Source organism: Acinetobacter populi (assembly GCF_002174125.1).
Taxonomy (GTDB): domain Bacteria; phylum Pseudomonadota; class Gammaproteobacteria; order Pseudomonadales; family Moraxellaceae; genus Acinetobacter; species Acinetobacter populi.
Window position 1 is genome coordinate 250,700 of sequence record NZ_NEXX01000004.1, and the last position, 26,591, is coordinate 277,290.

A 26,591-nucleotide genomic window follows, 5' to 3' on the forward strand; every position below is an offset into this window, starting at 1 on the left:
ATCACAACTTAAAATAATGAATATGGAAGATCAGGCTATTGTTTGCATCATTATTAAGCAAATTTGCCCGTTTATTATTTAAATGAATTTGATAGAAAGTGTACTTTTACTATAGAGTACCGCATCTATTTGACAGGTCACTTGCCTCTCAACTCTCTCAATCTGCTTTAGGGTTAAGAAATGTTTAAAAAACATAATATTGCATTAATTTTAGGTGTATATACTGCACTTATTTCAACCACTTTCGCCAGTGAGCAAAGTGAGTCAAAAGGATTTGTAGAAGATGCTTCGGGTACGGTTCTATTCCGTAATGGCTTTATCCAGCGGGATAAAAAAAATGTTGCTCCGGGTGTTGACAATAATTCATGGGTGCAATCAACCATGGTTAATCTCGAATCAGGCTTTACCCAAGGAACTATTGGCCTTGGTGTAGATGTGATTGGCGATTTTTCTTTTAAAATTGGTGATAATCAACATTCTGGTAATAGCATGATTCCGCGTAAGGATGATGGTTCACCTTATGACCAATGGACACGTGGTGGTGGCAGTATTAAAGCACGTATTTCCAATACTACTGTACGCTATGGTACACAAGTTCTTGATTTACCAGTTCTGGCCAGTATGACTACACGGAATGTCCCTGAATATTTCACGGGTGCATTAGTAACAAGTAATGAAATTAATAACTTGGCATTGGTTGCTGGTAAATTCACCAAAAACCAACTTCCAGATCAAATTGCATCTGATCAAAACCAACTGGATCGTGCCGTAGTTTGGGGTGCTAAATATAAGATTAATGATCAACTCAATGCATCTTATTATGGCGTTGATGTTAAAGATAAACTTGAGCGTCATTATGTCAATGTGAATTATCAGTACGCTCTGGCTGATGACAGCACCCTAACTTACGATTTAAGTGGTTACCATACCAAGTTTGAACCCTACACCACTTATTCTGCAACCATTCCGGAAAATGAAAAGACTGTAAATAATATCTGGGCATTATCAGGTACTTATAAAACCGGACCACATAGCATCATGCTTGCCTATCAACAAAACTCAGGCAATGTCGGTTATGACTATGGTCAAAATGCTGATGGCGGTCAAAGTATATATTTACCAAACTCTTACTTATCAGACTTTATTGGTAATGATGAAAAATCTGTTCAAGCTCAATATTCGCTCAATTTTGGTGCATTTAATTTACCCGCACTAAATTGGACCACAGCTTATGTTTATGGCTGGGATATCAATCTTAAGGACTCGAATGATACAGCCAAAGAAAGTGAATTTTTTAATCAGCTGAGCTATACCGTACAAAGTGGCTTTGCCAAAGATCTAAAATTACGTGTACGTAATTCGATTTATCGCAATGATCAAGCCTATGCCGATCAATATATGCCAGATACCAACGAATGGCGTATCTTTGTAGATTTCCCAGTAAAATTATTCTAATTGACAACGGTTTGGATCAATTCATAAAAAACCTGCATATTTAATGCAGGTTTTTTATATCAGCAAAGCAAAAATAATCTATTATTTTTTCGCTGCTTCAATGGCTTTAAGCACTTCAGCCTTGGCAACATCAGCACCTTCCCAACCACTGATTTTCACCCACTTTCCTGGTTCCAAATCTTTGTAATGTGAGAAGAAATGTTCAATCTGACTAATCAGTAATGCTGGCAAATCTGTATATTCCTGAACATCTTTATACAGTGGTGATAATTTTTCATGCGGCACTGCAACCAGTTTTGCATCAATACCACCATCATCTTCCATTTTCAATTTACCAACTGGGCGACAACGAATTACTGAACCAGCTGTTACAGGATATGGTGTAACCACTAATACATCCAATGGATCGCCATCTTCAGATAACGTATTGGGTACATAACCATAGTTTGCCGGATAGAACATTGCTGTTCCCATGAAACGGTCTACAAATAACGCATCCGAATCTTTATCAATTTCATATTTGATCGGTGCAGCATTTGCTGGAATTTCAATAATGACATAAATATCATTAGGTGCATCTTTACCTGGAGGAATATTGTTGTAACTCATACCAACACTCTTAGACAAAATAATTAACGGGTGGATTATAGCGTGAAACGTCACAGGAAACAGTGCTTATATCAGCACTATCTATTGAAATTTTGTAGAAACACGCACCGCGATTAATTTAATTTAATACACAAAATCAGCAAGAGAATAGGACATAGGGTCGCCAATAGCCAAAATACTGATCGCAATCTGGATAAATTTGCCAGATAACAAAGTCCATAAATCACCCGAAAAAACAGATAGGCAATGCCCAGAAGAATAACTAGATAATCCGGCACCACCAAATAATCAGCCATAAGCATCGCGGCAATAAATAAGGGCAAACCCTCAAAACTATTTTTTTGTACCGCATTGGCTCGTGCTGCCAAACCTGTTGCATTCTCTAGAAATGTTCTAGGGTTATCATGTAATTTGGGATTATAACCGGCACTCATGCGTGCAATAACCGTAAAGATATACGGCAACAGACATGCTGCTAAGATAATCATAATGATGATATTTAGACTGTGCATGTAGGTAAATCCTGTCTAAAAATAAATGCAGACATGATACCATGCCTAACATTAAAGAATTGTAATCTTGCAACTGGAAAGATAGCTATGGCTAGGCAACCCGAATCACAAGACGAGCTGCAACAGGCACTCAAACAACAGCAAAAACATAGCGAAACGCTGGATCGTATTCTATGGATATTTTTACCGATTCTAGCATTGCTATTAAGTACCATTTTTGCCAACTGGAATATTCTATCAACCATTGGTACTGCCTTTGTATTGACCATTGCATTTATTGCGGTAGGGATCAAGAAAAAGTCTCTGGCTGCTACTTTGGCAATCACCTTGTTATATTGTCTGGTCGATAATTATTTAAGTTACGGTTTTCAATTTAACATCACAGGCCTAAAACGCCAGTTGCTTTCAATGGTGCTGTTTATTGCAATTGTTGGTCTGGTTCGCCCTATGGCTGAACGCGCCATGATGAAAAAATAAAGTCTTCTCCTCTCCAATCTTCAAGTCACAGTACAAGAAAAATGGAGGACCATTTCTAATCCTGATGATCAGAAAGCATCCTCCATTTATGTACTTTGTATTAGGTGTTTAATTTACCTGCAAGGCAATATTTAAACGATAGGTTTGTGCAGCAGGTTGTGCCTTTTCTGCGGTTGCAGGAGAGTTAACTTCAATAATATATTGTCCTGCTTGTGGAAAAGCTAATTGCACCTGACCTTTTTCATTGCTGGTCTGTTTAATTTCTATTTCTTTTTCATCAACGCTAGCCCATTGTTTTATCGCAACAATATCCAAGCCTTTGTGTACTTTACCATCTACAGTAAAAGTTAAGGTCAGAGGTTGTGCTGTGGTCAGGCTATTTGGATGTTGAGAAAACTGTACATCCAGACCTTTTTGGTTAGCTTGCAATACAGTATCTGTTAATTTTGCTTTACTAAAATAGCCAATCAACTGCTCATAACGTGTGCTACTCACTTTCTTGATTTTAGCTGTGACTTCAGCAGGGGTAATAAAATTGCGTTCTGCCAATGGTGGAAGTTGTTCATTATGACTTTCCATGACACGCAGCCATTTACCATTTACATTGGCAAATTCCAGTTTATTCTCACGAGTTGCCGTGATTTTATAGGTTCCTTCTGCTTTGGTTTCTGCATCAGCAGCGGTCAGGAACTTTGTACCTTTTAGCTCTAATTGTTGCACTTGTCCATTTGGATCATTCACTGCAACGGCAAAACCACTTAAAGCAAATTCAGAAGCAAATGGCGCTTCGGCAAAGCCACCAATGACTGCCGTACCATCGCCATCAATGGTATACGCTTGTGGTGCAATAAATGGAGAGTGGGCTTGCACCGTCATAGATGCAGCAAAGAATAAAGCAGAAACCGCTGTCAGTTGAGAAAATGGATTAAATTTCATTGGCTATTCGTATTTTTGAAAATGATTATTATTTAACAAACTTTCAACAAGAAAGTCAAGATAAGGATACAGGCTTATTTCATATTATTGGGGAATTGAGGTCATGCCAAATACTTTCTTATGCTATAAAGCCTATTTCAATAATCCCCTATAAATCATAGAGGATTAATTCATCTCTATATCATTCATTAATCAAAAATTTTCTCTGCGGCCTGAAAAGGCAAACTGACCACATCAATTGCCACTGCAAAAGGGAACAGGACCAATTTTTGTAATGGATTTAGTCCGGATGAGGAAGTATAGGTTTCCTTACCTGGCGTATAAATGGTCACCTGATAAGGTTTACTCAAGGCTTTTAAACTGGCAACATTATTGGCCACCGGATATACCACACCGGCAAGTTTAATCTCGAAACAAAAGCGCTGGGCCTGCATCCGTTCATCACTTGAGGTAGAACACTCCCTCGCACCATTTTCAATAAAAAACTCCAAATCCTGCTTGCTAATATCCTGTTTTAATTTCACATAAGATAAAGGCAAGATTCCTGAAAAATGCCCATCATTTTTTTCCGAGTAAAAATTCAAGTCTTTATTAATCTGAATATTTTTTGCATCCAGCTTATTGATTAAAGTGACAAATTGAGCCCCACCTTGTGTCAATATATAACTGTTCTTATAACCAGCAATCACAATACTATCGGCAGGTAAATTTGTTAGTGTTTGTGCAGGTTTGCCAAAGGCGATCACCTGATCCTCAACCAGAGGAATTTTGGTCGTCTGGGTATAGGTACGATGTTCTTTTTTAATTAAAGTTGACGTGGCACAACCAACCAATACACTGCTGACTAAACCCAGTAGAATGACTTTCTTAATCACGTATATTCTCCTACACGATTTTAATTAAAAAACACTATAGCAATCCCTTCTTTTATTCATATAGTAATTCATTCCATAATTTAAGATCTGTTGAAATTTTATCTATGGGCGCAACAAATCCTAGAAACTTTATTAAGAATCCTCATGCGTTCCGTTATCGAGAAATGACGTCAACAAACTGTGAGAACGTTGTAACTGGATTAATTGTGCAGTAATTTTGTCCAACTCATGAACTAATTTTTCCTGAACAATCGGACACAATCTAAAATTTGCTGTATTCAAATCGAAGCATGGCAGTAATAACTGAATATCTTTTAATGGCATGCCAGCATCATTAAGTAGTTTAATTTTATTAATTTTTTCAATATCTTTTGCAGAATAATCACGATAGTTATTGCTACGGCGCAAAGGTAAAACCAAACCCATATTTTCATAATAGCGCAGCATACGCGGACTAATTCCGGTGCGTTCAGCAACTTTGGCAAGATTCATTATTTTTCCTCTTGACTCTGACACAACTGTCAATGTTTAGCATAACAAACTCTAACCAAAATCAGGAATAAAATGATGAAAAAGATATTGGTTGCCTTAGCCCTGTTTGCACTACCCTTTGCACTCAAAGCACAGCCTTTCATACACACGCAGACAAAACAGCAGATATATGTACTTCATGGTTATACTGCCAGTATTCACGATCACTGGTTTATGGATTTCAAACAGTCCCTTGAGAATGAATATACACAAGTTGACCTTATTGAATTTCCGGACTCACAGCATCCAGATGCAAAAAAATGGCAACAGACATTGGATCAAACCATTGCTAAAGTGGATGAACATACCTATTTTGTTGCACATAGTTTAGGTGTAATCACTTTACTGCATTTTTTAGAACGGCATCAGATTAAAAAAGTGGGTGGTATTATCCTCATCTCCGGTTTTTCTGATCCAATCCCCGGTTTTCCCGATCTTGATGAGTATATCTTGGCAAATCAAATCAACCCAACTCATTTTCAACATGCTGACCAGACTTATATGCTAATTTCTGACAATGACAGCATCGTCCCCAAAGCATATAGTCTGGCATTTGCTAGAAAGCTAAATATTCCGTATCGCATATTGCCAAATGCGGGACATTTCCTTGGCAGCGATGGTTATACGCAATTTCCGCAATTGGTTGAATTAATGCAACAGATGCTAAAACACAAAAAATCCTCGCCTTAGCGAAGATTTTCACCACAACTCTTTAATTTTTTTAAAGAAATTATATTTTCTTTAACAGCACAGCTGTAGGCTACTCAGGTTAAATTTTAATGACCATTACCGTTTATCCGAGCTTTACTGAATTAAATCTAACTTTGTTGTAGCCTATTTTATAATGCATGCTATTTAGCTAATCATCTTTTATTTTATTGGATGACTGATTTTGGGAGCACGTGATGAACCTTTTTAAATGCTCATGCTTTATCATCGTATTTTCAAATTTTGCCTTATCTACCGTACAGGCAAATGATGTCGTTACCTTACCCACCATTAAGGTAATGGCAGAATCTGAACTACGCGAAGAAGTCGGATTTGTGCCATTTCAGGAAGATAAAAAGACACGTCAGGCGCTACAACATCGTTTGTATAAAATTGAGAGTGACCTACAAAATACCAGTGCAAGTGAAAGCATTGGCAATATTGACTTTCAGCCGAAAATCGCTGAACCTGATATGAGTCAGTTTTCACCAGCCTTACAACAATATATTTTAGCCGTAGCAACAGGTTTACAGTCATCTGACCCAAGCAATGGTCTTTTTAATATGCTCGAACCTTTGAACATTAATCGTAATAATATAGATAATATTCGTGAAGGAACCCTGAAAGTAAATATTGATGATGCATTAAGATTGCAACAGTTGATTCAAGATGGATTAAGAGGTCGATATTAATAATAAAAATCCCCGCCGAAGCGAGGATTTTACATCGATTATGAATTAAACACGTTCAATAATCGTGGCAATACCCTGACCCAAACCAATACACATGGTCGCAAGACCAATTTGTGTATCCTGTTGTTCCATGACATTTAACAAGGTTGTGGTAATACGAGCACCAGAACAGCCAAGTGGATGACCTAACGCAATCGCACCACCATTGATGTTCACAATATCCTGTTTCTCATAAAGACCCAATGCTTTAAGTACAGACAAACCTTGTGCAGCAAAAGCTTCATTTAATTCAATTGTTTGAATATCTTCAACTTTTAAACCGGCACGTTTTAAAGCTTTTTGTGTTGCAGGGACAGGACCATAACCCATGATCGCAGCATCACAACCAGCAACGGCCATTGAACGAATCACAGCACGCGGTTTTAAGCCCAAAGATTGTGCACGTTCCGCAGACATCAATAACATTGCAGATGCACCATCAGACAGCGCTGAAGATGTTGCCGCAGTAACTGTACCACCTTTTGGATCGAATACTGGACGTAATGATTCAAAAGCAGCAAGGTTGGCATCTGGACGAATTACTTCATCAATATCACAACGCTGTAAGAAACCATTTTGGTCATGACCATTGATACCGATGATTTCATTTTTAAAACGGCCTTCTTGTGTTGCAGCCCAGGCACGTAAGTGTGATTCCACACCGAATTTGTCCTGTTCTTCACGGGAAATACCATTCATACGACCTAGCATTTCCGCAGTTAAGCCCATCATATTAGAGGCTTTGGCATAATGCTTGGACGCCTCTGGATTCAGGTCGATACCGTGCATCATACCAACATGGCCCATATGCTCGACACCACCGATGATAAAGATATCACCTTGATTGGTTGCAATCTGCGCTGCCGCAGTGTGAATCGCCTGCATAGAAGAACCACACAGACGGTTCACTGTTTGCCCTGCAACAGTTTTTGGCAAATCAGCCAATAAACCGATATTGCGGGCAATGTTCATACCTTGTTCTAAGGTCTGGTTTACACAACCCCAGATCAGATCTTCAACTTCATTTGTATCAAACTGGTTACGAGCAACAAGTGCACGTACTAATTCAGCAGATAAGCTGTCAGCACGTACATTGCGGAACATACCGTTTTTGGATTTGCCCATGGCAGAACGCACGCCATCAACAATCACAACGTCACGTGGATTTAAAGTAGTCATTCACGTTGCTCCTTAACCGTAGAATTTTTTATTGTTTGCAGCCATGTCACGCAACAATTGTGGCGCTTCATAAGCCTTGCCTAAATGTGCGTATTTGTCACACAGTGCAACATATTCAGCTACACCAGTCTGATCAATATAACGGCATGGTCCACCACGGAATGGCGGGAAGCCAATACCCATGATCATTGCCATATCTGCCTCAGCAGCAGTTGCCACAATATTGTCTTCCAGACAGCGAACAGTTTCGTTACACAGCGTCAACATCATGCGATCAATAATTTCTTGTGCATCAAACTCACGTTTGTCACTGGTCGCAACCGTTGCCACAAGCTCATATGCTGTTGGATCAACAGTTTTGGCTTTTTTACCTTTACGATCAAGTTCGTATTTGTAGAAACCAACGTCATTCTTTTGACCTAGACGTTTGTTTTCGTACATGACTTCAATGGCACCTTTATAATCAGGTTTCATACGGTCAGGGAAGCCTTCTGCCATGACTTCTGCGCCATGTACACCGGTATCGATACCAACGACATCGATCAGGTATGCAGGACCCATCGGCCAGCCGAATTTTTCCATGACTTTATCCACTTGCTGGAAGTCTGCACCGTCTTTAAGTAGCAGGTCAAACGCACCAAAATAAGGGAATAAAACACGGTTGACCAAAAAGCCCGGGCAGTCATTGACAACGATTGGCGTTTTACCCATTTTCTGCGCTAAAACAACAGTGGTTGCAATCGCTTCTTCGGAAGTCTTTTCACCACGAATGACTTCTACCAGTGGCATCATATGTACTGGGTTAAAGAAGTGCATACCGACAAAGTTTTCCGGACGCTGTAAGGCTTTAGCCAAACGCGTAATGGAAATCGTTGAGGTATTAGACGCAATGATCGTGTTTTCACGTACGTATTTTTCGGTATCCGCCAGTACAATTTCTTTCACTTTTGGATTTTCTGTCACCGCTTCAATCACGATATCAACTTCTTTAAACTCATCATAGCTTAAAGATGGACGGATACGTGCAAGGGTTTCACCCATTTTGGCAGGTGTTAATTTTTTACGCTCAACCTGTTTGGTCAATAATTTGTTGGCTTCTGCCATACCCAGTGCAAGTTGTGGATTACCAATATCTTTCATGATAATTGGTGTACCTTTACTAGCAGCCTGATAGGCAATACCGCCACCCATGATACCCGCACCCAATACCGCAGCCTGATTGACTGGATGAGCACCTTTCTCATGTTTTTTGGATACTTTTTTCACTAACTGGTCATTCAAGAACAAACCAATTAATGCTTCTGCCTGTGGTGTTGCTGCCGCTTGACCAAAGAATTTAGCTTCGGTTTTGACTGCATCATCACGGTTTTGCGTTGCAGAAATCTGGATAGAATCAATCGCCAGTTTTGGTGCCGGATATTGTGCCGGATTTGCTTTGGCAAGAACCACACCTTTGGCAGAATTAAACGCCATCATTTGTTCGATCGGGCTTAATTTTACAGGAACCAGTTTTTCCTGACGTTTGGCTTTCCAGTCCAACTCGCCTGCAAGGGCTTTTTTCACCAGATCAATGGCTGCATCATGTAATTTTTCTGGTGCAACGACTGCATCTACCGCACCAACTTTTAATGCTACTTCCGGTTTTTGTTGCGCACCGGCAGCAATCCATTCCAACGCATTGTCAATACCGATCACACGTGTCAAACGTACCGTACCGCCATAGCCCGGGAAGATGCCCAGCTTCACTTCTGGTAAGCCAACTTGTGCTGCTGTAGACATCACTCGATAATCACATGCCAGACATATCTCAAAACCACCACCTAAGGCAATACCATTGATTGCCACCACTTTGGGAATGTCCAGATCTTCAAATGCATTAAAAATATCGTGAGCAACCAGTGTCTTTTCGGCAATTACTTCTGCACCGGCAGAAAAATATGAACCAAATTCTGTAATATCTGCACCAACGATAAATACGGGTTTACCACTGGTTACGATCAAACCTTTGACTTCACTATTGGTTTTGATCGCATCAGTTGCGGCTTTTAAATCTTCTAAAGTGACTTGGTTAAATTTATTAACTGACTCGCCCTGTAAATCAAAGCGAAGTTCTGCAATTCCATCCGAAAGTAGTTGGACGGTAATGGCATTGCCATTGTGGATCATGCCTGATCTCCTTTTATTTGGAGGACTTATGGTGAATTAAAAAGCCTATGCAAAAATATGCATATCTGCTTGCCTAATCTTACGCTAACTATATCTAAAAAATGACATACAAGTTGTATCAAGGCGTGACGCAAGGGTCATCGCCAATTAGAGCAAAAAATACTTTTGAATATTATGTTATTTTATATTTACAACCAATGACTTAGATAAAAACAAACCAATAGAAATCAGTTCTTTAGACATCTTTGCATTATCCTCAACACATCTATGCTTTATTTTTTATAAAGTTTTTCTCACCACCCCATTTAATCATCGCTAAGGGAGTAAGCAAATATCATTAAGTAAAATCGATACTCAAGTTCGTCCGTAAAATAAGGTAAATTCCAACCATTCTCATTACTTACAATTTTTTTAGGACGTGATTATCATTTTTTATACTGAGTGGTTTAAAATTACCTTTTGGGTTTGTGATGTAACAATTTCGACATATAACAGGTGTGATAATGATCAAGTGGATCATACTTGCAGTTTTTATTATCAGTGCAATCTATATTCAATATCGTGGTCGTGTACGGCATGGTTTTTACCGTCAGTTTTTCGATCACTCGACCTTACTTGCACCGGTTAATTTCTTGATGTATCAATTTTCTAAAGTGCCTAATCAACCTTATATTGATACCCAATATTTTCAGGATCTCAAAGTTCTCGATCAAAACTGGCAAATGATTCGTGAAGAAGCACAGGCGCTCTATGCCCAAGGCGGAATCAAGGCAGCAAGTTCATATAACGATCTGGGTTTTAATTCCTTCTTTAAAACTGGTTGGAAACGCTTTTATCTAAAATGGTATGACTCCAGTCATCCTTCTGCCAGCACCTTATGTCCAAAAACTACAGCATTACTCAAAACCCTACCCAGCATTAAAGCAGCTATGTTTACCGAGCTTGCACCCCATAGTCGGCTGGTACGTCATCGTGATCCCTATGCAGGTTCATTACGTTATCATTTGGGCTTGATCACACCCAACGATGATCGCTGCTTTATTGATGTTGATGGCGAAAAATATGCATGGCGAGATGGTCAAAGTGTGGTTTTTGATGAAACCTATATTCATTATGCCGAAAACACCACAGATCAAAATCGGATTATTCTGTTTTGTGATGTGGAACGTCCGCTTAAAACACGCTGGATGCAACGCTTTAATCATTGGTTTGGCAAAAATGTCATGACCGCGGCCAGTTCTCCGAATGAGTCTGGAGATCAAACAGGCGGATTAAACAAAGCCTTTGCTTATATTTATCAAATTCGAATCAAAGCCAAAGCATTAAAAGCCCGGAATCGCACACTGTATTATGTATTGAAGTGGTTAATTATGCTGGGCATTTTCTTTTTAATTTTTATTCGTCCTTATGTATTTTAATACAATGTAAAAGTACATTTCGACATGCCGCTGTTTAGGCTATGCTAAACTCAATTGAGTTTATCTATTTACAATGGTTTTTTATAATGAAAGTAAGCATTTCTGTCTTGATGATCTATATTCCTTTGACGCTGATCGCAGGTTGCGGTGAAAAAAAACAACTCAGCGCAGAAGAACAATGGCAAACATTTTGTAAAACCTACGAAGGGGCTGCCTACAATATTATGTTTGATCGTCAAAATGATATTCCGATGGAAAAATCAATTGAACATCTGAACAAAAGCCCTGCCGGTCAACAACGTGACATGCTGATTGATCTGGTCAAACAGGCACATCAGGTGAAAAAACTGGATCAGCAACCGGATAAGGAAAAAGCCATGGAAGCCTTTAAACAAGGTAAATATCAAAGCTGCTTGAACACCTCGCACCCGATCTAAACAAATCGATGTTAAAGGGACGATACACTGCTCACAATTGTTATAGCTATCGTTACCTTTATTACAATAAGCCATACAACATGGCTACATGATGAATCTGTAATGCGCCTAAGATAAATGTCATCAATCATCAACAAGGATAATGATCATGAGCACTACATATCTTCATAATGCGAATTTGCCTACAGATGCGCCTGTCGCTGAAACAGCATTAAATCGCAATGACAACACCGAACCCTCCAAGACTGCAAAAAAATCATCACAGCTGTTGTCCCCTACTGTTAAAGGTGCATTAATTGGTGCAGTCGCTGGACATTTCTTACCTGTATTTAATACAGTAACTGGCGCAATTGTCGGTGGAATCACTGCAAAAGTTTTAAATCGCCAGCACTGCAAAAAAACTGCTTTTCAATAATCCTGCTTATCAGATGTGGAGATTTATTCCAATCTGCAAGTGAAACATCGCATTGCATGCGAACATATATTCACTATCTCTCAAGCACACATATTCCCGACTGGACAATCCCGCTTAAAACTCGTATAACAGCGAAAATTTTTTGAGGATTGTCCCGTGAAACTTGTACTTGCACCAATGGAAGGCTTAACCGATCCGTTAATGCGGGACATTCTTACACAGGTTGGACAATATGACTGGTGTGTCACCGAATTTATCCGCGTCACAGATAGTCTGTTACCAGATCATGTTTATCACCATTATTGTCCAGAATTAAAAAATCACGGCAAAACCCCTGCCGAGACGCCAGTGCATGTACAATTTTTGGGAAATCGTCTGGATATGTTGGCAGCCAATGCCTATAAAGCAGTAGAACTTGGTGCGCCTGCCATCGATCTTAATTTTGGCTGTCCGGCAAAAACGGTTAATCGTCATCGTGGCGGTGCCGTTTTGCTTGATGAACCAGAAACACTATATGCCATCGTCAAGGCAGTTCGTGATGCTGTGCCATCACATATTCCTGTTTCGGCAAAAATGCGTCTGGGTTATCTAGATGAAGCACATACGCTTGATAATGCCCGTGCCTTACAAGATGCAGGTGCAAGCTGGATTACGATTCATGCCCGCACCAAAGCAGATGGCTACACACCGCCAGCATACTGGGAAAAAATTGCACCACTTAAACAGGTTATTACTGTTCCCATAATTGCCAATGGTGAAATCTGGACAGTTACCGATGCCAGAAGCTGTCAACAACAATCCCAATGTGAAGATTTAATGATTGGTCGTGGTGCAGTCACCACACCGGATTTGGTCAATGCCATTCGGCAGAATAATCCTGATCTTGGCATGAACTGGTCACAACTACTACAATTACAAATTGCATTTTTAAACGGTCAGTATAAAACCGAAATTGGTCTGATTGGCCGATACAAACAATGGCTCGGCATGATGACTAAAGCCTATCCCGAAGCACAGGACTTGTGGCAAGTGGTTAAGAAGATAAAAACTATGCCGGAGCTGTTAAATGCACTGCAACATCCATTGCAATAATCCCTTTATTGGCTCGATGACTAGCATATTGAATTTATGTAATTAAACCTTGTTCTCGATGCAAAACTATAATATTATCGAGTTTTTCAATGATACATTGTTGCGTAGCAAACCGCCGTTCATCAAGTTTCATTTTTTAGATTGCGCAATACAATCTTTTTGTTTTATTTTTTAATTTGTAGCTAAAGTTAGGCATTCTTTGCCAAATACTTTACAGTTAAACTGCTAATGTTTCGGTATTAGCACACGTAAGTTTTATATGGGAACCGCTTGTGCTTTTTGTCATTATTCTTTTGCCTTTACTGATCGGCACAACCTCGGTATGGGGATTGCAAAAAATTTCCAGACAGGTGACGGCGATTGCTGCCTGTAGCATCAGCATTTTATGTTTTGTCGGGCTCGCAAGCTATATTCCAAACTTGCAACAAAGCGAGGTGATTCGCTATAGCCTGAATTGGCTGCCCAGTGTTGGTATTAATTTTGACTTTCGGCTTGACGCACTCAGTTTGCTCTTTAGTTTACTGATTACCGGAATTGGTACACTGATTTTTATCTATGCCTATTATTATCTAAATAAAAAGAATTCTCTGGCTAAACTTTATAGCTTACTCATGCTCTTTATGGCAGCCATGCTGGGTATCGCTTTATCTAATAATTTAATGATATTGCTGGTTTTCTGGGAGCTGACCAGTATTTCTTCATTTTTGCTGGTGGGTTACTGGCAACGCTATGAAGCAGCACAACGTGGTTCACGCATGGCGCTCACCATTACCGGTCTGGGTGGCCTATGTATGCTGGGAGGCTTTATTCTCCTTGGTCAAATCACTGGTACCTATCAAATTGATCAATTATTCGCAAAAGCTAATCTGATTCAATCCAGCCCATATTTTGTGCCGATTTTATTATTAATTTTAGTGGGTGCTTTTACCAAAAGCGCGCAATTTCCATTTCATTTCTGGCTGCCTAATGCAATGGCAGCGCCTACGCCTGTGTCAGCTTATCTACATTCTGCGACCATGGTTAAAGCTGGGATTTTCCTATTATTGCGTCTTTCTCCTATTTTTGTCGGGGCTTCCTTATTCCATAGCATTGTCACTTTTGTCGGTTTAATGACACTGTGCATGGGCGCATTTTTTGCAATTTTTAAAGAAGATTTAAAAGGCTTACTGGCATATTCCACTATCAGCCATCTCGGACTGATTGTGTGTCTAATTGGGATTGGTACACCACTGGCCATTGCAGCGGCGATTTTCCATATCATTAACCATGCGACCTTTAAAGCAGCCCTGTTTATGATCGCCGGAATTATCGACCATGAAACTGGCACTCGGGACTTAAGACGTTTAAGTGGTGCATGGCAGTTTTTACCGATTACCGGTACCTTGGCCATGATCACCTGTGCAGCGATGGCGGGTGTGCCTTTTACCAATGGCTTTTTGTCCAAAGAAATGTTCTTTACCGAGCTGGTTGCCAGTCAATCTGGATTATTACTTGCACTGATGGTCAGTCTCGGCACGATGGCAGGGATTTTTGCCGTGACTTATTCGATTCGTCTGGTTCATGGCGTATTTTTTGATGCACAGCATGGCAAGCCTTTACCCAATACCGATATCCATGAACCCGTCAAAGGCATGCTAGCACCGGTTGCATTGCTGGCTGTACTTTGTATTTTGGTCGGTATTTTTCCGGCATTACTGGCTGAAAATATTGTCAACAGTGTTACTGCGGCAACCACGCAACTGACCCAGCTTGAACCGGTCCATTTAGCACTCTGGCATGGTTTTAATATGCCATTATTGATGAGTATTGTGGCACTTGCAGGTGGAACACTGTTTTATTTCCAGATGGCAAGACATGGTCAATTACGCAAAGTCGATCTTGATCCTGTTCTGGGTAAATTTCGTGGTACGGTATTATTCGATTATTTTCTAAAATATTTACTGCTGTTCAGCCGTTATATCAAAAAGCATACCGAAACAGGTGCCTTGCAAAATTACCTATTCATCATTATTAGTTTTACATTGTTGATGGCTATCATCCCAATGTATGGCTTCCAAATCGACAAAGGCTCAAGAGAACTGATCCATGCGCCCTTAATTGCCATTATTTTCTGGTTGTTACTGATCACTGCCTGCTGGATGATGCTGTGGTTCCATCATGAACGTATTAAGGCTGTATTAATCAGTGGTGCAGTCGGTCTGGTAGTGACCATGGTCTTTATTACCATGTCTGCACCGGATCTTGCACTGACACAAATCACAGTTGATGTAGTGACCACTGTTTTATTATTGATGAGTCTATCTTTACTACCACAACTCACCCCTTATGAGTCTACACGCAGCCGACGCTGGCGTGATGCCATTCTGGCAACAATTGGTGGTCTGGGACTGGGCTGGCTAACTTGGCTGGTGCTAACACGTGACCATCAATCTATTTCCTGGTTCTTTATGCAGCAGTCCTTACCACTGGGTGGTGGTTCAAATGTGGTCAATGTCATTTTGGTTGATTTCCGTGGTTTTGATACCTTCGGCGAAATCACTGTACTCGGTATTGCCGCAATTGGTGCGCTGTCGATGATGGATGGCATGCGTGCTCATGGTGCAACCATGACACAGGGACTAACCTACCGTTTTAATCCTTCGCCACTGATGTTACGTATTACCATGTCATGGGTTTTACCTCTGGCGTTGGTGATCAGTTTCTATATTTTCCTGCGTGGGCATAATTTACCGGGTGGTGGTTTTATTGCAGGTCTGATTACTGCCATGGCATTGATCATTCAATATATTGCGCTCGGTCAGGATGAAGCGGAACGCTTATTAAAAGCCAATTCGGGTCGTCTATACGAAAAATGGATTGGCATCGGCTTGTTTATCGCTGGTTTAACCGGTATGGCAGCATGGGCTTGGGGACGTCCTTTTCTCACCAGCGCGCACGTCCATGTACATCCACCATTGATCGGTGATCTGCATTTGGCATCTGCTGCTGCATTTGATGTCGGGGTATATATCACTGTGGTGGGTGCAACCATGTTACTCATTTCAGTTTTAGGCGACTCCAGACATTCCTCAATGTCTGGTCCGATACGGGGGTAATAAAATGATCAGTATGGAATTTTTGATTGCGACAGGTGTAGGTGTTGTAAGCGCAACTGGTATTTATCTCATTTTACGTCGTCGTACCTTTCCGGTGGTGCTTGGACTGGCCATGATTGGCTATGCCGTGAATATTTTCCTGTTTAGCATGGGACGGCTGGAACTCAACGCACCAGCAATTTTAACCGAAACGACAAGAGTCACCGATCCTCTACCACAGGCACTGGTTTTAACTGCAATTGTGATTGGGTTTGCCACCACAGCTTTTATTGTGCAACTAGCATTACGCAGTCGTTTTGAAACCGGTAATGATCATGTTGATGCCAAGGAAGATGCAAAATATAGCTATGATCCACGAGAGGATGAGCCTTGATGAATGTTTTTGTGGAGTTCTGGCAAACCCATTTTCCGATTTTTAGTATTTTACTGCCGGCATTTACAGCATTTGCCTTGATTTTGTTGGGCAATCCCGGTGCAGGATCGCTGGAAAGTGACTGGCGTCAGCCTATTCGACATGGCCTTAGTCTAGCATCTACCATTATCGGCTTGATCCTTGCAATTTGCATGGTAAATTTTGCCAGTTCTGGAGAGCTTTTCGGCTATCGCTTGGGTGAATGGTCTGCACCTTTTGGTATTGTTCTGGTGGTTGATCGTCTTGCGGCGATGATGGTACTACTCACCTATATTCTGGCATTACCCATTCTGTGGTTTGCCAGCTATCGATGGGATCAAAAAGGACGTTATTTTCATGCCATGATGCAGTTTTTGCTGATGGGTATGTGTGGTGCCTTCCTGACTGGCGATTTATTTAACCTGTTTGTATTCTTTGAAATTTTATTGATGGCATCTTATGTGTTGCTGTTGCATAGCCATAATAAAGCCAGATTCAAGCTGGGTGTACATTATGTCATCATCAATCTGTTTGCTTCGGCATTATTCCTGATTGGCCTCGGATTAATTTATGGTAATGTCGGCAGCCTGAATATGGCCGATGTTGCCCGAATTTTTCCAACACTGCCTACTGATAATCATCAAATGGCACTTACCGGTGCAATGTTATTATTCATGGTATTTGGTATCAAAGCTGCCATGTTACCGGTCGGATTCTGGTTACCCAAAACCTATGCTGTTGCCGTGACTCCTGTTGCAGCAATATTCGCCCTCATGACTAAGGTCGGGATCTACGCGATCTTACGTGTGAATGGCACGATCTTTAGTGATGCACAGGGTCAATATCTGATGGAACAATGGTTATTACCAATTGGTATCATCACCAGTGTTTACGGGGTTATTGGTGCGATTGGTTCGGAGCGCCTACGTCGTTTTATCGGGTTTATGGTGCTATCCTCAATTGGTACCATTTTAATTGCACTTTCATTATTTACCATGCAGGCTTGGGCTGCCGCACTGTATTATCTCATCCACAGTACCATTATTGCAGCAACTTTTTATATCCTGACCGAATGGATCTGTGCACAACGTGGCGAATTCAAGGATCATTTTAAAATTGCCCCAGTCATGAAACAAAATACCTTACTCAGTATTCTATTTATGCTGATCGGTTTAATGATGGCGGGTTTGCCACCGTTTAGTGGCTTTATTGGTAAAGTGTTTTTGTTACAAGGTACGCTCTATCATCCATGGCAAGTCGGTATTATTTTAATTATCCTATTGGTGAGTCTGTTATCAATTCTGGCATTTGTCCGTGTCGGCTTTATTTTATTCTGGCGCGCTAGCACGCCCGAAGATAATCCGGCAAATCCTGAATATGAAAAATATCAGGCCTTACCCGATCATCCGGGACCGCGATTGGATAAAGTGGTCTATGCGTTTTTGCTATTCCTGACTGCATATGCTGTCTTTGCCGACCCGGTTTATAAATATACCTATGCAGCAGCAGAACAATTACAGGATAAACAGCTTTATCAGGATAGTTTACTGAAAAAAGATGCGACTGGTGAGGTCATCAGTGTACAACCTTATGATGTCAGCTATCTGCCTGAATTGAAATATATACAAACTAAACCTGATCAGTATCAGGATTATATTCCTTATATTATTTCACCAAATACCTTGGCAGGTGAACATATTCCCGAGGAAAAAATGCACCCTCAACCTGTGCAAAATCAACTGCCAAATGATGATGCCAAAATTGAACCGATGGAGTAAATGATGCGTAAATTATTCTCTACAAATCATTTTATTTTCCGGATATTTCCCCATCCGTTGGTGTCTTTTATTCTGGCTGTATCATGGCTAATGCTGCAACACAGTTTTTCCGCAGGTAATTTTGTGCTAGCAGTTGTACTGGGTTGGTCTATTCCCAAAATGATGCAAGGTTTTGTGGTACGCACGCCTGATATCAACTGGCTTGAGGCACTAAAATTATTTTTTGTGGTGTTCTGGGATGTAATCATCAGTAATATTCGGGTAGCAAAGCTGGTCCTTGGCTCTTCAGACAAATTACATCCGAAATGGTTTCGGGTGCCCTTGGATACCAATCATGACCAAGTCAATAGTTTACTGGCAATGATTATCTCTACTACACCCGGTACAATTTCCGCCGGTATAGACCAACAACGCGGTGATATCCTAGTCCATAGTTTAAGTACCGACAATGAGCAGGCGGATATTGATGACATCAAACAACGCTATGAACAACCGCTTATTCGGATTTTTCATGCACAAGATCAGCAAAATCAGGAGAATGCATCATGATGATTCTACCCTATGTGCTTGCGTTTAGTATTCTGGCAATTTCGATTTCTGTGTTTTGCTGTTTATTCCGCTTAATTATTGGGCCATCGGTGATTGATCGATTATTGGCACTAGATACCTTATTTCTAAATGCCACCTGTCTTATTATTGTGCTGGGTATTTACTGGGCAACCACTGACATGTTTGAAGGTGCTTTACTGGTCGCCATGCTTGGTTTTGTCTCGACTGCTGCTCTGGCACGTTATTTCACCACAGGTCATGTGATCGATTAAGGAGAATAGTCATGCAGTTATTTATGGAAATTCTGGTTTCTTTCTTCCTGATTATCGGTTCTTTTTTCATTATTGTCGGCGGTATTGGCATGATCCGTTTGCCCGATCTGTTTATGCGTCTGCATGCACCGACAAAGGCCAGCACCTTGGGCTTAGGTAGTTTTTTAATTGCGTCCATTAGTTATTCGGCATTTGAGCTACGCTTTGGTTTTCCTGAATTATTAATTACTCTACTCGCTTTTATTACTGCCCCTGTTTCTGCCAATTTGCTAGCACAAGCAGCGATTCATCTCAATTTACGTTCCCGTAGTGGTGATGTTCCGGAAGCATTAAATCGTCCACTCCCGTGGCAACAAGTGAAACGCCCTATTTTTATGAATACCCGTAATCAAAAATATTCAGAGCTTACACCAGAGGATGAAAAAAAATAAAGCGAGTTTAAATTTAATTGCCAACCATACAATAAATACTGGCATCCTATTTCCACTGCATATATTTTGATTGACAGCATGGTTTGTAGTTATTTACAGTCTATAGAAAAATAGCTCAATCAAAAATATGCAAAAATTTATTCTGGTTTTTATGTGGATCTGCTGTGCTGTGGTCTATGCAAACGCAGCGCAACCGATGCAAATTCAAACACCTTATCAAAATTGTTCTGATGCAGTTGCGCAGAAAATTCTCACACAACTCAAATCCTCTTATGCATTTAAACAAAAAGAAAAAGATTGTCTGATTATTGATGGGCACAAAGCCTTATTTGCTGTGGCATTACCGATTGAACAAAATCAGCCTGATTCACCTTATTTATTAAGAATTTATCTATTTGATTATACCGCTCCCAAACAACTGACCATGCTACAAAAACAGGATACGTTATACTCATCCTATCAAGATTTTGAAGGTATCTTTTTTGATCTGGTACATTTTTCTACGTTGACCAATAAGCATGTGATCGGTCTAAGGCATCAATGGTCAAACTATAAACCGCAAACCAATTCAGGGGATGAATATCTGGAACTGATTGAACTTCAACCCAATGCAAAATTACGTTTCGTACTGAATGATCTACCAACCAAATCCCACTACTATAGCCGAGGTGAATGTCCAACGACACAAGCAAAATGGGGTGCCAATATTCACAGCGTCATTGTACTCGGAACTCGAGAGCAACATGGCTTACAGGATTTAATTTTCAAACAGACATATACACATAACGAAGCACATCAATCCACAGGCTGCAAACAACAAAAAGGAACACAGCAATTTAAATTTACCCTCCCATTTGATGGTCAAAAATATCAGTACGATCCCGATGAGATCATGCAGATTGATGTGATTTAATATAAAAACTGCTATAAAAGCGCATACAAAAAAGCCAGATCATTTGATCTGGCTCATGTCATCATGAAACATGATTATTCATCTTGATCTTTTGCTTCATTGGCCGGTAAATCTTTTACTGCCTCAGCAATCAAACCAAACATATAGTTACCATATGCATTGGTCTTGTCATAATGAAAACGCAAACGTGGGGTGATACGTGTTTTAATACGACGACTCAATTCCTGACGCAGGAAGCCGGATGCCTTGTTTAAAACATCCAAGGTTTCCTTATGTGCCTGTTCAGTCTGATCATCATCAAGTTCACGTCCCATCACAGTGACATAAACTTCCGCATAACCCAAGTCTGGACTCACTTTCACGCCTGAAATCGTAACTAAACCACCCAGACGAGGATCTTTGAGTTCTAGACGAATCAATTCAGATAGTTCTCTCTGAACCGAATCCGCCATACGTTTTAAGCGTTGACTTGCCATTAAAGACTCCGTTTCACTTGCTGAACGTCGTACACTTCAATCTTGTCTAAAGGTTGAATGTCATTATAGCCTTTTACAGCCAAACCACATTCGATACCTGCACGGACTTCGTCGACTACATCTTTATAACGACGTAAGGATTCAAGTTCGCCCTGGAATACAACCACGTCATCACGTAATACACGAATTGGCTTGTTACGATGAATAACACCTTCCATCACCATACAACCAGCCGCTGCACCGAACTTACTTGAACGGAACACTTCACGTACTTGCGCCACACCCAGAATTGTTTCACGATGTTCAGGTGCCAGCTTACCGCTCATTGCATCTTTCACATCATCAATCAATTCATAAATGATGCTGTAATAACGAATATCTACGCCATCCTGATCGGCTTTTTGACGTGCAGTTGCATCAGCACGCACATTAAAGCCAAGCAATACTGCTTCGGAAGATTCCGCTAAAGTCACGTCAGATTCAGTAATTGCACCGACACCGGAACTGATGATACGTACTTTAACTTCATCAGTTGAAAGTTCTGACAATGCAACATTCAGGGCTTCCAAGGTACCACGTACATCGGTTTTCAATACCACATTGACAGTTGGTACATCTTTTTTACCCATGGATGCCATGATGTTTTCAAGACGCATTGCACTTTGACGATCAATACGTTTTTGACGTTCACGATCCGAACGCGCATCCGCGACTTCACGTGCTTTTTTCTCGTCATTGACCACAAGTACTTCATCACCCGCCATTGGTGCATCGGGTAGACCCAGAATTTCCACAGGAATGGAAGGTCCGGCAGATTTAATTGGCTGACCATTTTCATCGGACATGGCACGTACACGGCCATAAGATGAACCTGCAAGTACCAGATCACCAATATTCAAGGTACCGTTTTGTACCAGAATAGACGTCACTGCACCACGACCTTTGTCGACACGGGCCTCAATCACAACACCTTGCGCTGCACCTTCGGCAGAAGCTTTAAGCTCCATCAATTCTGATTGAATCAGGATCAAATCCAGTAATTCATCAATACCTGCACCGGTATGTGCTGACACTTGTGCGACTGGCACATCACCGCCCCATTGTTCTGGAACGATTTGTTTGGCAGTCAATTCATTCAGTACACGATCTGGATCAGCAGATTCTTTGTCCATCTTGTTGATGGCCACAATAATCGGTGTGCCCGCAGCACGTGCATGATCAATTGCTTCGGCAGTTTGTGGCATTACACCGTCATCTGCTGCAACAACCAGTACCACAATATCAGTCGCCTTGGCACCACGCGAACGCATTGCAGTAAATGCCGCATGTCCCGGAGTATCAAGGAAAGTAATAATACCCTTGTCAGTTTTAACGTGATACGCACCAATATGCTGAGTAATCCCCCCGGCTTCACCCGCAGCCACTTTTGAACGGCGGATACGGTCAAGCAAGGACGTTTTACCATGGTCAACATGGCCCATGATGGTCACAACTGGTGGACGAGTAGTTTGCTCACCACGTGCTTCTTCTGCGGCTTCAAACAGGTTATCTTCGGCCTGAGTATCAGAAACCAGAACAGGATTATGTCCCATTTCTTCTACAACCAGTGCAGCAGTATCTTGGTCGATTGCCTGATTCTGTGTTACTAGCTCACCCATTTTCATGAGTGTTTTAATAACTTCGCGTACTTTAATTGCCATTTTCTGGGCAAGATCGGCAACCACGATACTTGAACCAATTTCCACATCATAAACTTGTTTTTTAACCGGTTTTTCAAAGCCGTGTTTATTGCCTTGACTGGTTTTTAAACCACGTTTATGTGAATTCTGGTTGAAGTTTTGCTCTTCCTGACCACGACGACCGCCTTTTTTCTGTGGTCGGGCATTTGCACCACCACGTTTAATTTCACGGTCTTCTTTTTCAAATGAATCTTCGTAAGCCTGACCTACCAGACCGGCAGCCAAAGGTGCATCATCTACGACACGAATGGTTGCAGTGCTATCATCACTTGAATATTTTGATGCCATTTTACGCATCTGTTCAAGCGTACGTTGTTGTGCTTCTTCCGCAGCTTTACGACGTGCAGCTTCTTCTGTCGCCTTCAATTGTGCAGCTTGTGCTTCACGAGCTTTTTTCTGCTCTGCGGTTTCAGTCACTTTTGCAACAGGCGCCTTGGTAATGGTCGCACCGCGTTTTTTCACCACAACTTCAGGTTTAGGTGCTGTTCTTGCGGTATCTTTTTTCTGCGATGCACGCATTGCTTCAAGTGCTGCTGATGCTTTACTGGCACCATCAGTCGCTTTTGGCTGGCTATCTGTTTTGGCTTTTGTGCCTGCTTTTGCTCTGGCTTCCGCTTCTGCCTTGGCTTTCGCCTCTGCTTCAGCTTTGGCTTTTGCTTCGGCTGCTAGTTTGGCAGGATCCGGTTTGGCAAAAATTTGCTTTTTACGTACTTCAACATTGATATTTTTGGTACGTCCAGATGAATCTGCAACCTTAGCAGTACTTGTTGTTTTACGTTTCAAAGTAATTCCTGCACCAAGTTTATTCCCTGCTGAACTTTGAATCGAAGCAAACAGCTTTTCTTGTTCGGCAGTACTAATCACATCACTCGCTTTGCGTTGTGGCAATCCAGCATCACGAACCTGCTCGAGGAGCTTTTCGACTGGACGGTTTACGCTTTTCGCTAACTCTTGTATCGTTTTGTCCGTCATGTATGACCTCCTCCTTAGTTAAACCATGATTCACGTGCTTTCATGATGAGTTGACCGGCTTTTTCATCACTCAAACCTTCGATATCGTTGATATCATCAATGGCTTGATCGGCTAAATCATCTAATGTTGCAATGCCACGCTGCGCTAATGCTTGAGCAATTTCAGGTGTCATACCTTCCATACCCAATAATTCTTCTGTTGCTTGTTGCAGACTTTCCTGCTGACTTAAGACATCAGCCAAAGCAGCTTCCTTGGCACGTTCCTGCAAAACGGCAACAGTTTCTTCATCCAGACCGATTTCATCAAAAGTTTCAACCGGTACATAAGCAACTTCCTCTAGTGAGGTGAAGCCCATTTCTACCAGTGCCATCGCCAGTTCTTGATCAATATCCAGACGTTGCACAAACATATCAACATACTGTTGCGATTCACTTTCCTGACGAGCACGATATTCGTCTTCTAGCATCATATCGAGTTTATAACCCGTCAATTCTGATGCCAGACGTACGTTTTGACCTTGCGAACCAATTGCACGAGCCAGTTGTTCATTGGTTGCAAAAATGATATCAGCACTATGCGCATCTTCATCAATCACAATACCTGAAACATCTGCCGGCTCTAATGCACTGGCAATATACTGCGCTGGATCATCAGACCAGACCACGACATCAATACGTTCACCATTTAATTCTTGCTGAACGGCCTGAATACGTGTACCACGCATCCCAATACATGCACCCACCGGATCAATACGATGGTCATTGGTTTTGACCGCGATTTTGGCGCGTACACCGGGTTGACGTGCTGCTGCCTTGATTTCAATAATTTCTTCGGCAATCTCTGGCACTTCTTTCTTCATGAGTGCCATCAACATTTCCGGTTTAGCACGCGACAACAATAATTGTGCGCCACGACCTTCACGATTCACATTAAATAAAATCGCATTAATACGTTGTTTCGGACGCAAAATTTCTTTGGGAATTGCTTCTTCACGTGCCAGATAAGCTTCTGCACCATCACCCAAATCGATAATAAAACCGTCTTTGGTCTGTTTTTTTACTTCGCCGTAAACCAGTTCACCAACTTTGGATTCATATGCATCTGCAACCAGTGCACGTTCAGCTTCACGAATCTTTTGTACAATCACTTGTTTGGCAATTTGTGCGGCAATACGTCCAAATTCAATAGACTCTACTTCGAGTTCACGAATATCACCAATCGACCATTTTGCCGGATCTACATCAGAAATTGCATCCTGACAAGCTGGCATTTCATGGTCTTCATCTGCAACCACTTCCCATTGACGGAAGGTACGATAATCACCAGTTTTACGATCAATTTCAACACGCAGTTGTGCTTCAGAAGATGGCGTATTTTCATAAAACTTTTTCTTTGTTGCAGCAACCAGTGCTTGCTCTAAGGCCTGAAAGATCGCCTCACGACTAACACCTTTTTCATTACTGACCGTTTCCACAACGGTAAGAATTTCACGGCTCATAAGTCACCTATTTCAAAATTTATCTAAAATGTACTAAAAATCAATCCTGATAAATCAAATTTGCCTTATCAATATTATGGCTATCTATTTCGAGAACTTGCTGATTCTCGACCTCAACTTGAATCATATCTTTTTCGATATCTACCGCAAGCAACTTGGCTTGAAATTTACGGCGATTATCTACAGCAGAAATCAAACGCAAGGCTACTTGCTGTCCAAGATAATGCTGCATTTGTTCTAGCTTAAAGAAAGGACGATCCCAACCCGGAGACGATACTTCAAGTGAATATTCACCAGAAATTGGATCATGTACATCCAAGATACCACTCACCTGATGCGTTACGGCAACACAATCCTGCACACCAATACCTCGACCCTGTTCTTCGTCTTGAACCTCAGTCGTTAATTCTTCTACTGCATCTGCTTTATCAATATAAATACGTAATAAAGAACGCTTGCCTTGCGGAATAAACTCAATACCCCACAACTCGACATCACACGCTGCCACAGCTGGTGCAATCAGTTCATATAACGCTTGAGTTTTACTCGATAATTTCATGTACTCTCGTCACTGCTAAATCTATTGGACTCAAAATTTGTTAAAGGTTGATGAAAACCTGCAAACTTACCTTGAATAATTCGCTATAGTGAAGCATGACGTTTTAACCGTGTACCATACATGGCTCATGTCTTAACTCACGATAGCCAACAAAAAAGGGCGCATTCGCCCCCTTTTTACCTGCACAGTTTTTAAATTCCACTGTGCAAAAAGGCCCACCATTCATTGTGAGCCTCTTTAATTAGAAACTTGGTAGCGGGAGCTGGATTTGAACCAACGACCTTCGGGTTATGAGCCCGACGAGCTACCAGACTGCTCCATCCCGCATCAATGTGCACATATTATAGTGCTTTTCTTACAAAAGTCAATTTAGATG

General features: G+C 41.1%; 26 protein-coding genes and 1 tRNA gene. 15 read left to right on the forward strand and 12 right to left on the reverse strand.

The features are described 5' to 3' along the window. Positions 1-180 precede the first annotated feature (180 nt). Positions 181-1,455 carry an OprD family outer membrane porin gene (locus CAP51_RS12325; protein ID WP_087621059.1) on the forward strand — a complete coding sequence of 425 codons (1,275 nt, stop codon included), beginning with the start codon at positions 181-183 and terminating at the stop codon, positions 1,453-1,455. 81 nt (positions 1,456-1,536) lie between these two features. Here the strand turns inward: CAP51_RS12325 and ppa are convergent, their stop codons facing one another. Both ppa and CAP51_RS12335 read right to left on the reverse strand, forming a co-directional pair. After that, a complete protein-coding gene (gene ppa / locus CAP51_RS12330) occupies positions 1,537-2,064 on the reverse strand; it encodes an inorganic diphosphatase (protein WP_087621060.1) in 528 nt (175 codons plus the stop codon). A gap of 113 nt (positions 2,065-2,177) precedes the next feature. Then, entirely contained in the window at positions 2,178-2,576 is a 399-nt protein-coding gene (locus CAP51_RS12335) for an MAPEG family protein (protein WP_087621061.1), read from the reverse strand. Between the two features lie 87 nt (positions 2,577-2,663). Between CAP51_RS12335 and CAP51_RS12340 the strand changes: the two genes are divergently transcribed. Further along, on the forward strand, positions 2,664-3,053 hold the full coding sequence (locus CAP51_RS12340; RefSeq protein WP_087621062.1) for a hypothetical protein: 390 nt from the start codon (positions 2,664-2,666) through the stop codon (positions 3,051-3,053). A 108-nt stretch (positions 3,054-3,161) separates the two neighbouring features. Here CAP51_RS12340 and CAP51_RS12345 read toward each other — a convergent pair whose 3' ends face one another. From CAP51_RS12345 to CAP51_RS12355, 3 genes are all read right to left on the reverse strand, one after another. Beyond that, a complete protein-coding gene (locus tag CAP51_RS12345) occupies positions 3,162-3,989 on the reverse strand; it encodes a DUF4198 domain-containing protein (protein WP_087621063.1) in 828 nt (275 codons plus the stop codon). Between the two features lie 188 nt (positions 3,990-4,177). Then, positions 4,178-4,864 (reverse strand): YidX family protein, encoded by a 687-nt coding sequence (locus CAP51_RS12350; RefSeq protein ID WP_425426806.1) that lies wholly within the window; start codon positions 4,862-4,864, stop codon positions 4,178-4,180. Positions 4,865-4,996: 132 nt separating this feature from the next. Further along, on the reverse strand, positions 4,997-5,356 hold the full coding sequence (locus CAP51_RS12355; protein WP_087621065.1) for a MerR family transcriptional regulator: 360 nt from the start codon (positions 5,354-5,356) through the stop codon (positions 4,997-4,999). 75 nt (positions 5,357-5,431) lie between these two features. Here CAP51_RS12355 and CAP51_RS12360 point away from each other — a divergent pair, with 75 nt between their 5' ends. Beyond that, on the forward strand, positions 5,432-6,085 hold the full coding sequence (locus CAP51_RS12360; RefSeq protein ID WP_245809154.1) for an RBBP9/YdeN family alpha/beta hydrolase: 654 nt from the start codon (positions 5,432-5,434) through the stop codon (positions 6,083-6,085). Between the two features lie 215 nt (positions 6,086-6,300). Beyond that, positions 6,301-6,795, forward strand: a complete 495-nt coding sequence (locus tag CAP51_RS12365) for a hypothetical protein (RefSeq protein WP_087621067.1) — start codon at positions 6,301-6,303, stop codon at positions 6,793-6,795. A gap of 45 nt (positions 6,796-6,840) precedes the next feature. On the opposite strand, the gene fadA is transcribed toward CAP51_RS12365, so the two are convergent. Together fadA and fadB are read right to left on the reverse strand one after the other, a co-directional pair. Further along, positions 6,841-8,013: an acetyl-CoA C-acyltransferase FadA gene (gene fadA / locus CAP51_RS12370; RefSeq protein WP_087621068.1), complete on the reverse strand. Its 1,173-nt coding sequence runs from the start codon at positions 8,011-8,013 to the stop codon at positions 6,841-6,843. A gap of 12 nt (positions 8,014-8,025) precedes the next feature. Next, on the reverse strand, positions 8,026-10,179 hold the full coding sequence (gene fadB, locus CAP51_RS12375) for a fatty acid oxidation complex subunit alpha FadB (RefSeq protein WP_087621069.1): 2,154 nt from the start codon (positions 10,177-10,179) through the stop codon (positions 8,026-8,028). Positions 10,180-10,682: 503 nt separating this feature from the next. Here fadB and lpxO point away from each other — a divergent pair. From lpxO to CAP51_RS12430, 11 genes are all read left to right on the forward strand, one after another. Continuing rightward, on the forward strand, positions 10,683-11,597 hold the full coding sequence (gene lpxO, locus CAP51_RS12380) for a lipid A hydroxylase LpxO (protein WP_087621070.1): 915 nt from the start codon (positions 10,683-10,685) through the stop codon (positions 11,595-11,597). An 86-nt stretch (positions 11,598-11,683) separates the two neighbouring features. After that, on the forward strand, positions 11,684-12,034 hold the full coding sequence (locus tag CAP51_RS12385; RefSeq protein WP_087621071.1) for a hypothetical protein: 351 nt from the start codon (positions 11,684-11,686) through the stop codon (positions 12,032-12,034). Positions 12,035-12,182: 148 nt separating this feature from the next. Then, entirely contained in the window at positions 12,183-12,449 is a 267-nt protein-coding gene (locus CAP51_RS12390) for a hypothetical protein (RefSeq protein WP_087621072.1), read from the forward strand. Positions 12,450-12,605: 156 nt separating this feature from the next. Then, positions 12,606-13,541 (forward strand): tRNA dihydrouridine synthase, encoded by a 936-nt coding sequence (locus CAP51_RS12395; RefSeq protein WP_087621073.1) that lies wholly within the window; start codon positions 12,606-12,608, stop codon positions 13,539-13,541. A 272-nt stretch (positions 13,542-13,813) separates the two neighbouring features. Then, entirely contained in the window at positions 13,814-16,636 is a 2,823-nt protein-coding gene (locus tag CAP51_RS12400) for a monovalent cation/H+ antiporter subunit A (RefSeq protein ID WP_087621074.1), read from the forward strand. A gap of 4 nt (positions 16,637-16,640) precedes the next feature. After that, on the forward strand, positions 16,641-17,009 hold the full coding sequence (locus tag CAP51_RS12405) for a Na+/H+ antiporter subunit C (protein WP_087621075.1): 369 nt from the start codon (positions 16,641-16,643) through the stop codon (positions 17,007-17,009). Beyond that, a complete protein-coding gene (locus CAP51_RS12410) occupies positions 17,009-18,805 on the forward strand; it encodes a monovalent cation/H+ antiporter subunit D (protein WP_087621076.1) in 1,797 nt (598 codons plus the stop codon). The genes CAP51_RS12405 and CAP51_RS12410 overlap by 1 nt, the downstream gene beginning before the upstream one ends. Positions 18,806-18,808: 3 nt before the next feature. Beyond that, positions 18,809-19,354: a Na+/H+ antiporter subunit E gene (locus CAP51_RS12415; RefSeq protein WP_087621077.1), complete on the forward strand. Its 546-nt coding sequence runs from the start codon at positions 18,809-18,811 to the stop codon at positions 19,352-19,354. Continuing rightward, positions 19,351-19,626 carry a monovalent cation/H+ antiporter subunit F gene (locus tag CAP51_RS12420; RefSeq protein ID WP_087621078.1) on the forward strand — a complete coding sequence of 92 codons (276 nt, stop codon included), beginning with the start codon at positions 19,351-19,353 and terminating at the stop codon, positions 19,624-19,626. The genes CAP51_RS12415 and CAP51_RS12420 overlap by 4 nt, the downstream gene beginning before the upstream one ends. An 11-nt stretch (positions 19,627-19,637) precedes the next feature. Further along, entirely contained in the window at positions 19,638-20,057 is a 420-nt protein-coding gene (locus tag CAP51_RS12425; RefSeq protein WP_087621079.1) for a Na+/H+ antiporter subunit G, read from the forward strand. A 127-nt stretch (positions 20,058-20,184) separates the two neighbouring features. Further along, positions 20,185-20,970: a hypothetical protein gene (locus CAP51_RS12430; protein WP_087621080.1), complete on the forward strand. Its 786-nt coding sequence runs from the start codon at positions 20,185-20,187 to the stop codon at positions 20,968-20,970. Positions 20,971-21,044: 74 nt separating this feature from the next. Here the strand turns inward: CAP51_RS12430 and CAP51_RS12435 are convergent, their stop codons facing one another. The 5 genes from CAP51_RS12435 to CAP51_RS12455 all read right to left on the reverse strand — a co-directional run bounded on the left by CAP51_RS12435 (position 21,045) and on the right by CAP51_RS12455 (position 26,542). Then, positions 21,045-21,446 carry a ribosome-binding factor A gene (locus CAP51_RS12435; RefSeq protein WP_087621081.1) on the reverse strand — a complete coding sequence of 134 codons (402 nt, stop codon included), beginning with the start codon at positions 21,444-21,446 and terminating at the stop codon, positions 21,045-21,047. After that, positions 21,446-24,157 (reverse strand): translation initiation factor IF-2, encoded by a 2,712-nt coding sequence (gene infB, locus CAP51_RS12440; protein ID WP_087621082.1) that lies wholly within the window; start codon positions 24,155-24,157, stop codon positions 21,446-21,448. The genes CAP51_RS12435 and infB overlap by 1 nt, the downstream gene beginning before the upstream one ends. 14 nt (positions 24,158-24,171) lie before the next feature. After that, on the reverse strand, positions 24,172-25,656 hold the full coding sequence (gene nusA, locus CAP51_RS12445; RefSeq protein ID WP_087621083.1) for a transcription termination factor NusA: 1,485 nt from the start codon (positions 25,654-25,656) through the stop codon (positions 24,172-24,174). 40 nt (positions 25,657-25,696) lie between these two features. Continuing rightward, a complete protein-coding gene (gene rimP / locus CAP51_RS12450; protein ID WP_087621084.1) occupies positions 25,697-26,215 on the reverse strand; it encodes a ribosome maturation factor RimP in 519 nt (172 codons plus the stop codon). 250 nt (positions 26,216-26,465) lie between these two features. Beyond that, positions 26,466-26,542 (reverse strand) — tRNA-Met (locus tag CAP51_RS12455). Between the last annotated feature and the right edge of the window lie 49 nt (positions 26,543-26,591).

What these genes read in the sequence shown, in the direction of transcription:
- rimP (WP_087621084.1), bottom strand. Translation starts at nt 26,215, where the DNA reads ATGAAATTATCGAGTAAAACTCAAGCGTTATATGAACTGATTGCACCA.
- CAP51_RS12345 (WP_087621063.1), bottom strand. Translation starts at nt 3,989, where the DNA reads ATGAAATTTAATCCATTTTCTCAACTGACAGCGGTTTCTGCTTTATTC.
- CAP51_RS12410 (WP_087621076.1), top strand. Translation starts at nt 17,009, where the DNA reads ATGAATGTTTTTGTGGAGTTCTGGCAAACCCATTTTCCGATTTTTAGT.
- CAP51_RS12435 (WP_087621081.1), bottom strand. Translation starts at nt 21,446, where the DNA reads ATGGCAAGTCAACGCTTAAAACGTATGGCGGATTCGGTTCAGAGAGAA.
- CAP51_RS12430 (WP_087621080.1), top strand. Translation starts at nt 20,185, where the DNA reads ATGCAAAAATTTATTCTGGTTTTTATGTGGATCTGCTGTGCTGTGGTC.
- CAP51_RS12425 (WP_087621079.1), top strand. Translation starts at nt 19,638, where the DNA reads ATGCAGTTATTTATGGAAATTCTGGTTTCTTTCTTCCTGATTATCGGT.
- ppa (WP_087621060.1), bottom strand. Translation starts at nt 2,064, where the DNA reads ATGAGTTACAACAATATTCCTCCAGGTAAAGATGCACCTAATGATATT.
- CAP51_RS12390 (WP_087621072.1), top strand. Translation starts at nt 12,183, where the DNA reads ATGAGCACTACATATCTTCATAATGCGAATTTGCCTACAGATGCGCCT.
- CAP51_RS12420 (WP_087621078.1), top strand. Translation starts at nt 19,351, where the DNA reads ATGATGATTCTACCCTATGTGCTTGCGTTTAGTATTCTGGCAATTTCG.
- CAP51_RS12355 (WP_087621065.1), bottom strand. Translation starts at nt 5,356, where the DNA reads ATGAATCTTGCCAAAGTTGCTGAACGCACCGGAATTAGTCCGCGTATG.
- lpxO (WP_087621070.1), top strand. Translation starts at nt 10,683, where the DNA reads ATGATCAAGTGGATCATACTTGCAGTTTTTATTATCAGTGCAATCTAT.
- CAP51_RS12325 (WP_087621059.1), top strand. Translation starts at nt 181, where the DNA reads ATGTTTAAAAAACATAATATTGCATTAATTTTAGGTGTATATACTGCA.
- infB (WP_087621082.1), bottom strand. Translation starts at nt 24,157, where the DNA reads ATGACGGACAAAACGATACAAGAGTTAGCGAAAAGCGTAAACCGTCCA.
- CAP51_RS12335 (WP_087621061.1), bottom strand. Translation starts at nt 2,576, where the DNA reads ATGCACAGTCTAAATATCATCATTATGATTATCTTAGCAGCATGTCTG.
- CAP51_RS12340 (WP_087621062.1), top strand. Translation starts at nt 2,664, where the DNA reads ATGGCTAGGCAACCCGAATCACAAGACGAGCTGCAACAGGCACTCAAA.
- CAP51_RS12415 (WP_087621077.1), top strand. Translation starts at nt 18,809, where the DNA reads ATGCGTAAATTATTCTCTACAAATCATTTTATTTTCCGGATATTTCCC.
- fadB (WP_087621069.1), bottom strand. Translation starts at nt 10,179, where the DNA reads ATGATCCACAATGGCAATGCCATTACCGTCCAACTACTTTCGGATGGA.
- CAP51_RS12405 (WP_087621075.1), top strand. Translation starts at nt 16,641, where the DNA reads ATGATCAGTATGGAATTTTTGATTGCGACAGGTGTAGGTGTTGTAAGC.
- CAP51_RS12385 (WP_087621071.1), top strand. Translation starts at nt 11,684, where the DNA reads ATGAAAGTAAGCATTTCTGTCTTGATGATCTATATTCCTTTGACGCTG.
- CAP51_RS12360 (WP_245809154.1), top strand. Translation starts at nt 5,432, where the DNA reads ATGAAAAAGATATTGGTTGCCTTAGCCCTGTTTGCACTACCCTTTGCA.
- fadA (WP_087621068.1), bottom strand. Translation starts at nt 8,013, where the DNA reads ATGACTACTTTAAATCCACGTGACGTTGTGATTGTTGATGGCGTGCGT.
- CAP51_RS12365 (WP_087621067.1), top strand. Translation starts at nt 6,301, where the DNA reads ATGAACCTTTTTAAATGCTCATGCTTTATCATCGTATTTTCAAATTTT.
- nusA (WP_087621083.1), bottom strand. Translation starts at nt 25,656, where the DNA reads ATGAGCCGTGAAATTCTTACCGTTGTGGAAACGGTCAGTAATGAAAAA.